This is a genomic window from Aeromonas sp. 603607 (assembly GCF_049171595.1).
GTDB classification, from domain to species: Bacteria; Pseudomonadota; Gammaproteobacteria; order Enterobacterales; family Aeromonadaceae; genus Aeromonas; species Aeromonas veronii.
Genome location: NZ_JAAKOV010000031.1, coordinates 1 through 10,654, shown reverse-complemented (window position 1 = coordinate 10,654; position 10,654 = coordinate 1). Strand labels below are relative to the sequence as shown.

Sequence of the window (10,654 nt, the reverse complement as noted above, 5' to 3'; positions counted from 1 at the left end):
GCATTCGCCATGCGAGAGTAGGACACTGCCAGGCACCCAATACAAGAAACCCCGCTCATCGAGCGGGGTTTTTTATTACCTGAAACTCAGAAGGTAGCCTGATTTTTGACCGGCCCTATCTCCTTTCCTCTGTTCTTATTGTTACTCTGCGCTGCTTTCTGGTTCCACAAATAGCCTGATGTTCCGCTTGGTACTCTTTCTTCACTGAACCGCTGTCGCTCTGTATGGCGGCTCTGGCGTAGTCATGACCCACGAATCCTATGATCGCCTGTACGCTACGATCTCTTGCTTGGGATCTCTGCTTCCTGAGTTAGTTGCTCCCTCTTTTTAAGCCGCAACCCCATCGTCCATGCTTTTCTATGACTGTGTTAACTGGCCCTGACTTTATTCAGAAGAGGGGTTATTGGCGGTACCAACATGTTGGTGCGGTGGTCGCTGCGTTGGTCGTTGTTGTTTGGGGTAATAAGGCATTGGGAAGGGATTCGCGCAGGAACGCAGAGGTTCGAGGTTGATGGGGGATTTTCTGGTAGTTATTGAGCCTGCAGGAGTGAAGATTAAGGAGGGTGTTGAAGGAGGCTGATTTGCTGAGTGCTATGGGGAATGGCAAATCGCAGGCAAATAAAAAGCCCACGCAACATGGTTGCATGGGCTCGGAATGAATGGCGGAGGAGGTGGGATTTGAACCCACGGATGGTCGCCCATCGCCGGTTTTCAAGACCGGTGCATTCAGCCGCTCTGCCACCCCTCCGCAGCAGTGCGGCGAATATTACCATGCTGATCCGGCTTGTAAATCCCCGTCCGGTTCGATTGCTGGTTAATTGCACGAAACGACATGGAAAAGTGGCAATCAGGGTGCATCAAGCGCTTTTTTGGCCAGATAACTTGACTTGAAAACAGACTCAACCACTATAGTGGCCTCTATCATATCCTCTGCAAGATAACGTTATGACTATTAAAAATGCCCTGTTTTGCGCGCTGGCTGGCGTGACCCTGCTGGCGACGCCGGTACATGCAAGCGAGCTGACCAAAAGCGATGTCGAGCAAATCGTTCGCGACTATCTGGTCAAGAATCCCGAGATCCTGGTCGAGATGTCCAATGCCCTGCGTGCCAAGCAGGAGAGCCAGCAGGCCGAGAGTGACAAGGCGCTGATCAAGGCTCACTCCAAGCAGCTTTATGCCAATCAGGATCCCGAGATGGGGAATCCGAAGGCGTCGCTGACAATTGTGGAGTTTTTTGATTACAACTGCGGTTACTGCAAACGGGCCCATCCGCTGGTCAAGCAGCTGATGGCGGAAGATAAAGATATCCGTTACATCTACAAGCAGTTCCCCATTCTGAGCGAGTCCTCCTACTTCGCCGCCCGTGCTGCGCTGGCGGTCCAGCTGGGTCAGCCTGACAAGTACCAGGCGTTCCACGAGAAGCTCTATACCCATCAGGGCCCGCTCGCTGATGAAGCACAGGTCAAGCAGTTGGCTGTGGCGGCTGGTGTGAACTGGAGCAAGGTGGAGGCCAAGATCAAGGATGGCAGCATTGACCAGAACCTCGGTACCAACCGTGCGCTGGCTGAAGCGCTCGGTATCTCCGGTACCCCGGCCTTCATCATCGGTGATCAGATCCTGCGCGGTGCTCCCCGTGATCTGGCCAGCCTGAAGGGGTTTATAAAGGACGTGCGTGCCGGCAAGAGCATTCAATAAGCGGTTGTCATGGTCGAGGGCCCAGCGCCCCGGCCAGATACAGAAAGAGGGTCGGTATCACTACCGGCCCTCTTTTTCATTATGTCCTTTGGCACAAGTGGTCGTCGCGAAAGGACCATAACAACGTGCTCAGGACCCGGCCTGTTGGCCTCAGTAACAAGTATTAGCAGAGTCGTTCGGAGTCTATTGATAAATATTTCACCTTGCAGAGGCGTGTCGTGAGCATTGCTTAATTCCGGTCAAGATTTTTTCTGCTGCTTGCCTTAGAATCGCCGCCCGTTGCAGGAGAAACCCCTATGTTAGTTGATATTTTACGGCTGGTTTTTATAGCCGGAGGCCTCGTATTCATCTTTATGCTGGTGCAAGCCTGCTGGCGGAAGAAGCAGAGTGGATCCTTTGAGACGACCCCCTTCTGGCCGGTGGCGTTGATCGGTGGGGTTGCCAACTTCCTCGATACCCTGGGGGTGGGCAGCTTTGCGGTAAAGACCGCCTGCTACAAGCAGTTCAAGCTGATCGATGACCGGGTGCTGCCGGGTACCCTCAATGGACAGTGCGTGCTGCCGACCGTGACTCAGTCGCTGATCTTCGTCGGTGCAGTCGCAGTGGAGCCGCTGACGCTGATCAGCATGATGATGGCCGCCGCAGCGGGCGCTGCCTGGGGGGCTCGCCATGTGGCCTCGTTTGATCGGCAGACCATCCGGTTGGTGATGGCCATCTCCTTGCTGGTCGTCGCAGGGCTTATCTTTGCCGGTCTGCTGGGTCTTTTCCCTGTAGGCGGCGATGCGATGGGGCTCAGCGGCTACAAGTTGGCGATCGCCCTGCTCGGCAACTTCATCTTCGGAGTGCTGATGAATGTCGGTATCGGCCTGTTTGCTCCCTGCATGACGCTGGTTTATCTGCTGGGGATGAATCCGCTGGCGGCGTTTCCCATCATGATGGGCTCCACCGCCGTGCTCAGCGTCTTCTCCGCAGGCACCTTTATCCGCAAAGGGGCGTTTGATGCCAAAGCCGTGCTGGCGGTGGCCATCTTCGGCCCCATCGGTGTGGTGCTGGCAGCCATGCTGGTCAAATCCATGGATATGGAGATGCTGAAGTGGCTGGTTGCCTTTATCGTCATCTATACCTCCTGGACCATGTACGCCTCCTGGCGGGCGGCGCGTCGCTCCCCTGTGCAACTGGCGGTGGAGAGCGCAGGCTAGCCTGTACCAGTGCCGCTTCGGCCTTGGCCCCCAGAAAAACATAGAGGCCAAGCGCCAGCAGCAAACCCACCGCACACCCCATCACTCCGACCGCTGGCCAGAGCAGCTCGCTCTGGCCGAGCGAGCCTTTGAACAGCAGCAACAGCCCCTCGATGGAGACCGCGATCAGAATGGCGGCGATAAAGCGGGTGATGGTGCGGCGAATGGCGCTGTGGCGGAAGATATCCTTATGCAGCAGTACCTCCTCTTCCAGAATGGTCTTGCCCAGATCGAACACCGCCAGTGCCAGCGTCAGGAAGATGATGGCGCTAAAGGCGCCGAGCTGGTTCTGCTGCTCGCCGCACAATAGCTGGTAAAGCTGCTCCAGCCCGTGCCAGATGAGCGTCGCGACGATGAGAAACAGCGCCATGCTGAGCACCACATAGACCGCCTTGAACCAGGGCATGGCGCGGCGGCGCTCCCTGTCCCCCATCAACCAGCCAATCAGCTGATTCAGACAGACGGTGATCTCCCGTCCTTGCCCCTGGACGATAAGGTGCAACCGGTTATGGGCCGCCGGTGCCGCAGGCTGGATGCACATCGGCCCCTGATAATGGTCAATGCTGACCACAAAGGGATACCCCTTGAGCGAGGCAAGGGGGGCGCTGAGCAGCCCCTGCAGTAGCGGGGTCAACTCCTCCTGATACTCCTGATAGCGCCGCAGCACATCGATGGGGCTCATCTCTGCCATATGGACCTCGGTGACGTGGGCTCTTGTGGTGAATGTGCAAATTGTGGGCCTGCTTTATGACAGGGATGGCAGGGCAAGTTGCACCAGAGGATGACAAATCGGTGGATGACGAGGGGGTAATGCACCAGAAATGGGCGTATTGCCGCCCTGTGTGGTGATGGAGTCTCTGTAATAGAAAAGGGCCCATGACGGGCCCTTTGCGACAACCAGCGGCGATTTAGCCAGCCAGCTTGGCGAAGCTGCGCTCGGCGGCAGCCAGGGTATGTTCGATCTCCTTGTCGCCGTGAGCCAATGACAGGAAGCCCGCCTCGTAGGCGCTCGGCGCCAGATAGACGCCCTCTTCCAGCATGAGATGGTAGAAGTGCTTGAAGCGTTCCATATCGCAGCGAGTGACCTGCTCGTAGCGGGTGATTTCGTTCTCTTCGGTGAAGAAGAAGCCGAACATGCCGCCCACATAGTTGATGGCGAGCGGGATGCCGTGCTTGGCGGCGGCCGCTTTCAGTCCCTCGGCAACCCGCGCAGTCTTGGCGCTCAGCTGCTCATAGAGGCCCGGCTCCAGCAGCAGATCCAGCATGGTCAGACCGGCAGCCATGGCTACCGGGTTACCGGAGAGAGTTCCCGCCTGATAGACAGGGCCGGTCGGGGCGATGTGCTGCATCACCTTCTTCTTGCCGCCGAAGGCGCCCACCGGCATGCCGGCGCCGATGATCTTGCCAAGAGTGGTAAGATCTGGGTCGATGTTGTAGTGACCCTGAGCACCGCGCAAGGAGACGCGGAAGCCGGTCATTACTTCGTCCAGGATCAGCAGGGCACCGAACTCGTCACAGATGGCGCGCAGCCCTTCCAGGAAGCCGGGGACCGGCGGGATGCAGTTCATGTTGCCTGCGACCGGCTCGACGATGATACAGGCGATCTCGCTGCCGTACTGAGTGAAGGCTTCGCGCACCGACTCCAGATCGTTGAACACACAGGTGAGAGTGTGTTTGGCGAAGTCGGCCGGTACGCCCGGGCTGTTGGGCTGACCCAGGGTCAGGGCGCCGGAACCGGCCTTGACCAGCAGAGAGTCGGCGTGGCCGTGGTAGCAGCCCTCGAATTTGACGATCTTGTCGCGGCCGGTGTAGCCACGGGCCAGACGGATGGCACTCATGGTGGCTTCGGTGCCGGAGTTGACCATCCGCACCTGCTCCATGGAGGGGACAATCTGGCGGACTTTCTCGGCCATCAGCACTTCGATCTCGGTCGGCGCACCGTAGCTCAGTCCCTTCTCAACGGCCTTGATGACTGCGGCCTTGATGGCGGGGTGGTTGTGACCCAGCAGCATGGGGCCCCAGGAGCCGATGTAATCCACGTAGGCCTGACCATCCACATCATAGAGATAGGCGCCATCGGCGTGATCGATGAAGCGGGGCGTGCCGCCGACCCCATTGAAGGCGCGGACCGGTGAGTTGACGCCACCCGGAATGGTCTGGCGGGCCTGTTCAAACAGCTGATCTGATTTTGACATGGATCATCCTTAATGGGATTTTGGTCGTCACACAAGGGATTGCAGCCGATTGAGACTCGGCAGGCCGGAGCATCAGGAGTATGCTTTGCGCTCTCGCCACCCGGACTCTCGGTCTGCTCCCGTGACAAAAATTTAACGGGCCGACTATAGCAGAAAGCCCCAGCCCTGGGCAGCCGAGCAACGCGCCGGGTGATCCTGATCTCAGCTAGCTGACGATATGGTTTTTCCAAGTTGGTGTAACAAGATGGCGCAACAAGCTCTCTCCTCTGAAGCCGATACCTCTTCGCGGGGGCCGCTTTCCCGCATTATCCGGCAAGACAAGATGCCCTTGCTGGTTCTGTTGCTGGCGGCGCTGGTCGGCACCCTGGCCGGACTGGTGTGCGGCCTGTTCGAATCGGGAGTCCACTGGCTGGCAGAGCAACGCATTGCCTTGCTGGCCGACCGTCCCTGGTGGCAGCTCGGTCTGCTCGGCTTTGGCTTCAGCGCCTTGCTGGGATTTGTCGGCTACTTCCTCACTCATACCTTTGCCCCGGAAGCGGGCGGTTCCGGCATTCCCGAGATCGAGGGGGCGATGGATGATCTGCGCCCGGTGCGGTGGTGGCGGGTGTTGCCGGTCAAGTTCTTCGGTGGCATCTGCACCCTGAGCTCCGGCATGGTGCTGGGGAGGGAGGGGCCCTCGGTGCAGATCGGTGGCAACCTCGGCAAGATGGTGGCGGATATCTTCCGGCTGCCCAAGGAACATGGCCATGCCCTGTTGGCCGCCGGTGCGGCGGGCGGTCTGGCGGCAGCCTTCAATGCGCCGCTGGCGGGCATCCTGTTCGTGATGGAGGAGATGCGACCGCAGTTTCGCTACTCCTTTCTGGCCATCAAGGCGGTGGGGATCTCCGCCATCATGGCGACCCTGATGCTGCAGAACATGAAAGGTCAGGGGGCGGTGATCACCTTGCCTCACTACGAGGCGCCAGCCCTCAAGGCGCTCTGGCTGTTCCTCTTTATGGGGGCCACCTTCGGGGTGCTGGGTTTTGTCTTCAACAAGCTGGTGCTTGCCTGTCAGGATGGTTATCTGGCGCTGCATCAGAACAAGCGCCACCGTTTCGTGGCCATCGGCATGCTGGTCGCCGGAACGTTTGGGGTGCTGTCGCTGTTTGCCCCCTCGGTGACGGGGGGCGGCACCGAGCTTATTCCACATCTGATGGGGGATGAGTTTGCGATGGCGACCCTGTTCCTCATCTTTTCGGTGCGGCTGGTCGCGACCCTCATCTGCTTCTGCTCCGGTGCCCCGGGCGGGGTGTTTGCGCCGACCCTGGCATTGGGCACCCTGTTTGGCGTGGTGTTCGGCCATCTGTTTCATGCGGCGTTTCCGGAGCTTGGCATCGAGCCCGGCGCCTTTGCCATCGCCGGAATGGGGGCTCTCTTTGCTGCCACCGTGCGCGCCCCCATCACGGGTATCGTGCTGGTCACCGAGATGACCGACAACTATCAGCTGATCCTGCCGATGATGATTACCACGGTCGGGGCGACTCTGGTTGCCCAGTGGCTGGGTGGCCGACCCATCTATTCCCAGATCCTGGAGCGAACTTTACGGCTCGCCGCGCGTCAAAAGCGGGGTGATGGCAGCGCCACGGCCAGTTAATTTTTCCCTTTATCGTCTTTGGCCCCGGTCAGGGCGGTATAGTGAAGGGAGAGGCGCTGCCGTAAATGGCGTGATAACGGGATGAGGGGCTATGTCCAATCTATTGAAGTTATTGGTCGTGTTAGCCGTTGGCGGGCTCATCGGTTACTTTGTCGGTAACCGCCAGGAGCTGGCCCAGAGCAGCCTGTTGGTGGTGCAGCAGGAGACGCTGGATCGTCAGGGCAAGGCCATCGGCCAGCTCAAGACCGAATTGGGGGTGAAAGATACCCGGCTGGCGACCCAAAAAGCGGCCTTCGAGCAGTTGCAGACCACCTTGAAGAGTCAGGAGGCGCAGGTGCAGGAGCTCAAGCGCCAGCTGGCCTTTTTCGAGCGGATCATGCGCCCCACCGGCGAACAGGTGGGGGTGGTGATCGATAACCTGACCTTGCAGGAGACCAGCATTCCCGGTCGCTACCACTATCGTCTCGCCCTGACCCAGCCCGCCAAAAAGCGGGAGCTGTTTCGTGGTCAGGTGCAGATCCGGGTCGAGGGGAGCCTGGCTGACAAGCCGAAGACACTGACCGGTCGCGATCTCGGAATGAAGGTGAGCGAGTGGCGTTATGCCCTGCGTTATTTCCAGCTGCTGGAAGGGAATTGGCAGTTGCCGGAAGGCTTTGTGCCGGATCGGATCCGTGTCACCATCAACAAGGATGGCAGGCAACCGGCGCAAGAGCTGCTGGTTGAGTGGGGCGAGGTGATCAAGCCGCTGGTCGCCGCACCGCCTGCTCCGGTTCCCGCTGCCGGTTAAACGTGGTGAATACTTGAACTGAATGGTCGGGTATTGGATAATTTCGCGGTTTCCATGTTTGTGGATCTAATGGTTGTGAGGTCAGTAATGAGTGCAGTAGCAGAAGCCCCGCTGCCCATCCAGATGACGGATGCGGCGGCCAACAAGGTGAAGAACCTGATCACCGAGGAAGAGAATCCCGAGCTGAAGCTGCGGGTATACATCACGGGTGGGGGCTGCTCCGGTTTCCAGTATGGCTTTACCTTTGATGAGAAGATCAACGACGGAGACACCGTAGTCGAGAAGAATGGCGTCACCATGGTGATCGATCCCATGAGCCTGCAATATCTGGTAGGCGGCAGTGTGGATTACACCGAGGGTCTGGAAGGTTCACGCTTCACCGTGACCAACCCCAATGCCACCACGACCTGTGGCTGTGGCTCCAGCTTCTCCATCTGATCGGCGTATCGGTCTGATGAAACGGCTCTCGGCAACGAGGGCTGTTTTTGTTTGGGGGCTCTGGGATGACGGTAAAACAAGCATCCCCCTGAAACAACAAAGGCGCCTCGATGGCGCCTTTGTTGTTTGCAGAATGGCTTAGCGGGAGCTTGCCGCCGCGACCAGCGGGATCCGGTTCACTGCCTTGCCCATGTAGGCGAGGGTGATGGTCACAATGATGCAGGTGAAGCTCAGCCACATGTAGGGCAGGTAGTCGAGGGTTGCCACCCCCAGCACCCCGGCCATGAAGATGCCGTTGTCGCTCCAGGGCACCATGCCGCAGGTGAGGGTGCCGCCAAACTCGGCGTTGCGAGAGAGGTTCTTGCGCGCCAGTCCCAGTCGGTCGTAGTTTTTGGCCATGATCTTGGGGGTCAGGATCAGCGACACATACATTGCCGAGCCAAACACGTTGGCTAGAAACGCGGTACCGATGGTGTGGCTGGTCAGGCTGCCGACGCTGTTGATGCGCTTCTCGAAGGCGCTGGCGATCACTTCCAGAATACCGACCTTCTCCAGCAGGCCGCCAAACCCGAGACCGAAGATGATGACCGCGACCGAGCCCAGCATGGACTCCATGCCACCGCGACCGAGAATGTTGTCGATAAAGTCGATGCCGGAGGTGATGGCAAACGGACTATAAGCCGAGTGCATCGCCTTGACCGGATCCATGCCCTGGAAGGCGATGGCCCAGATCAGGCCCAGCAGGGCGCCGAAGCTGATCACCGGGAAGGCGGGTTTGCGGTTGGCCAGCAGACCCAGCACCAGTACCACGGGGACTATGGCCAGCGGGGTGATATTGAACTGGTTGTCGAGAGCCTCCATCACCAGATTGACCTGCTCCAGGCTGACATTACCCGAATACTGCATGCCCACTACGGTGAACAGTACGGCGGTGATGACATAGGAGAGCAGGCTGATAGGCAGCATCCCCTTGATATGCTCCACCACGTCGACGTTGGACATGGTCGAAGCCAGTACCACGGAGTCGGAGAGCGGAGAGAGCTTGTCACCGAAGTAGACGCCGGAGAGCACGGCACCGGCTACCAGCGGCGCAGGCACGCCGAGGCTGTGGCCGATCCCCATCATAGCGATACCGGCGGTGGCGGCAGAGCCCCAGGAGGTGCCGGTGGCCAGCGAGGTCAGGGAGCAGATGATCAGGGTTGCCAGCAGGAAGATGGACGGGTGAATCACCTTGAGGCCGAAGTAGATGATGCTGGGGACTATGCCACCGGCAATCCAGGTGCCGACCAGAGCACCGACGGAGACCAGGATCAGGATGGCCCCCATTCCCTTGGCAACGCCGTCAACGGCTGCCTGTTCCAGGGATTTGTAATCGTGGCCGAGTTTGATGCCAAGCCCCATAATGACGAACCAGGCGATGAACAACGCCAGCTGGATCGGCAGATCGAGCACGCTGGTGAACGAGAATGCCAGGGCCAGGAAAATGGCCAGACAGGCAAACACCTGTGCCATGCCCGGTAGTCGGATGTGGTTTTGTTGGTTTTGCATAGATACTTCCTAAACTCTTGCTCGCCAAGGTCACTCCCTCTCGTCCTGTGGATACATCGATCCCGAGGAGGCAACCCAAAAAGAGGCCGCAATCTACCACAAACCCGGCGGGTTAAAGCCCCATCAAATTGGCAAAAATGCACATTTGATTGAAAAAATCACAAATTAGTTGATCTCATAACCCGTTTTTGAGCGGCCTGTTGACACAAAGGGGCACATACGAAGCTTGCCTGTGACGCCCCTTGCATCCCCATCAGATGAAGATGATAATTATTATCAATTGTTGATTGGGGAGAAAACAATGCGCTGGATATTGCGGGGTATGATGTTGCTGGTGGCGGTGGCCGTACTCGCATGGGGTCAGGATAAAGAGTACGGCACCTGGAGTGCCGGTTTTCTGCTGGCTGCCTGGGTGATGCTGGAGCCCGGATTGCGGCCCGCCTTGATCTTGCTGCCAGTGGCCGGGTTGACCGGTATCGTCACCCTGCTCTGGCAGCAGCCCTGGTTATGAGCTTTTGACGGGAGCCTGCTTGATCTTCTGCTGTGCCACCTTGAGCGATTCGACCACCAGTTTCTCCATTTCGGTACGCTTGGCGTCGGTCAGGAAGTAGATCATGTCGACATTGTGGCGAATATAGTGGGCCGGAAGCTGGTTGAGGGTGAGGCAGCAGAGGTCGGCCATCTGATCGCTGTTGAGCTTTTGCTGCAGCCCCTGTTTCTCAATCTCCTTGAGCACCAGATGTTCGTAAAAGTTGTGAATGTCGGTATCCAGTATCATATGCGTTCCTTGGCATGACGATGAGCGGGCAGTCGTCAAAAGCATAGCCATAACAAGGAGTAAAAACAAAAGGCCCATCACTTTCGTGATGGGCCTTTTGCGTAATGAATGGTGCGAAGAGAGGGACTCGAACCCTCACATCCGTGGGACACTAACACCTGAAGCTAGCGCGTCTACCAATTCCGCCACCTTCGCACACTGATTTTCTCCAGCTGGTTTTTAAATGCGGTTGGAGCGCATTGCTCTGTGTTTACATGTCAGAATCATGGTGCGAAGAGAGGGACTCGAACCCTCACACCCGGGGGGCACTAACACCTGAAGCTAGCGCGTCTACCAATTCCG

At 58.2% G+C, this 10,654-nt stretch carries 10 protein-coding genes and 2 tRNA genes; 6 read left to right on the top strand and 6 right to left on the bottom strand.

Features of this window, described 5'->3' with window-relative positions; genetic code table 11:
- Positions 1-660 precede the first annotated feature (660 nt).
- Positions 661-748 (bottom strand) — tRNA-Ser (locus tag G5315_RS20370).
- 197 nt (positions 749-945) lie between these two features.
- Between G5315_RS20370 and G5315_RS20365 the strand changes: the two genes are divergently transcribed.
- Positions 946-1,695: a DsbA family protein gene (locus G5315_RS20365; RefSeq protein WP_047438584.1), complete on the top strand. Its 750-nt coding sequence runs from the start codon at positions 946-948 to the stop codon at positions 1,693-1,695.
- A gap of 296 nt (positions 1,696-1,991) precedes the next feature.
- Positions 1,992-2,894, top strand: coding sequence for a sulfite exporter TauE/SafE family protein (locus G5315_RS20360; protein WP_139478345.1), 903 nt, complete (start codon positions 1,992-1,994; stop codon positions 2,892-2,894).
- Here the strand turns inward: G5315_RS20360 and G5315_RS20355 are convergent.
- Positions 2,809-3,624 carry a hypothetical protein gene (locus G5315_RS20355; protein ID WP_279503371.1) on the bottom strand — a complete coding sequence of 272 codons (816 nt, stop codon included), beginning with the start codon at positions 3,622-3,624 and terminating at the stop codon, positions 2,809-2,811. The two genes, G5315_RS20360 and G5315_RS20355, sit on opposite strands and share 86 nt — an antisense overlap.
- Positions 3,625-3,841: 217 nt before the next feature.
- Positions 3,842-5,128: a glutamate-1-semialdehyde 2,1-aminomutase gene (hemL, locus tag G5315_RS20350; protein WP_421333900.1), complete on the bottom strand. Its 1,287-nt coding sequence runs from the start codon at positions 5,126-5,128 to the stop codon at positions 3,842-3,844.
- A 244-nt stretch (positions 5,129-5,372) separates the two neighbouring features.
- Here hemL and clcA point away from each other — a divergent pair, with 244 nt between their 5' ends.
- From clcA to erpA, 3 genes are all read left to right on the top strand, one after another.
- Entirely contained in the window at positions 5,373-6,761 is a 1,389-nt protein-coding gene (gene clcA, locus G5315_RS20345; protein ID WP_421333898.1) for a H(+)/Cl(-) exchange transporter ClcA, read from the top strand.
- A 91-nt stretch (positions 6,762-6,852) separates the two neighbouring features.
- The gene (locus G5315_RS20340; protein ID WP_005340216.1) at positions 6,853-7,548 is read left to right on the top strand and encodes a DUF6776 family protein; all 696 of its coding nucleotides are present in this window, start codon (positions 6,853-6,855) and stop codon (positions 7,546-7,548) included.
- An 87-nt stretch (positions 7,549-7,635) separates the two neighbouring features.
- Complete coding sequence (gene erpA / locus G5315_RS20335) at positions 7,636-7,986, top strand: iron-sulfur cluster insertion protein ErpA (RefSeq protein ID WP_005340225.1); 351 nt, start codon at positions 7,636-7,638, stop codon at positions 7,984-7,986.
- Positions 7,987-8,124: 138 nt separating this feature from the next.
- Here erpA and nhaC read toward each other — a convergent pair whose 3' ends face one another.
- Positions 8,125-9,534 carry a Na+/H+ antiporter NhaC gene (nhaC, locus tag G5315_RS20330; RefSeq protein ID WP_005357819.1) on the bottom strand — a complete coding sequence of 470 codons (1,410 nt, stop codon included), beginning with the start codon at positions 9,532-9,534 and terminating at the stop codon, positions 8,125-8,127.
- A 301-nt stretch (positions 9,535-9,835) separates the two neighbouring features.
- On the opposite strand from nhaC, the gene G5315_RS20325 reads away from it, so the two are divergent.
- On the top strand, positions 9,836-10,045 hold the full coding sequence (locus tag G5315_RS20325) for a hypothetical protein (RefSeq protein ID WP_005357820.1): 210 nt from the start codon (positions 9,836-9,838) through the stop codon (positions 10,043-10,045).
- Here the strand turns inward: G5315_RS20325 and G5315_RS20320 are convergent.
- Together G5315_RS20320 and G5315_RS20315 are read right to left on the bottom strand one after the other, a co-directional pair.
- Complete coding sequence (locus tag G5315_RS20320) at positions 10,040-10,312, bottom strand: late competence development ComFB family protein (RefSeq protein ID WP_005343036.1); 273 nt, start codon at positions 10,310-10,312, stop codon at positions 10,040-10,042. The genes G5315_RS20325 and G5315_RS20320 overlap by 6 nt on opposite strands.
- A gap of 109 nt (positions 10,313-10,421) precedes the next feature.
- Positions 10,422-10,507, bottom strand: a tRNA-Leu gene (locus G5315_RS20315).
- Between the last annotated feature and the right edge of the window lie 147 nt (positions 10,508-10,654).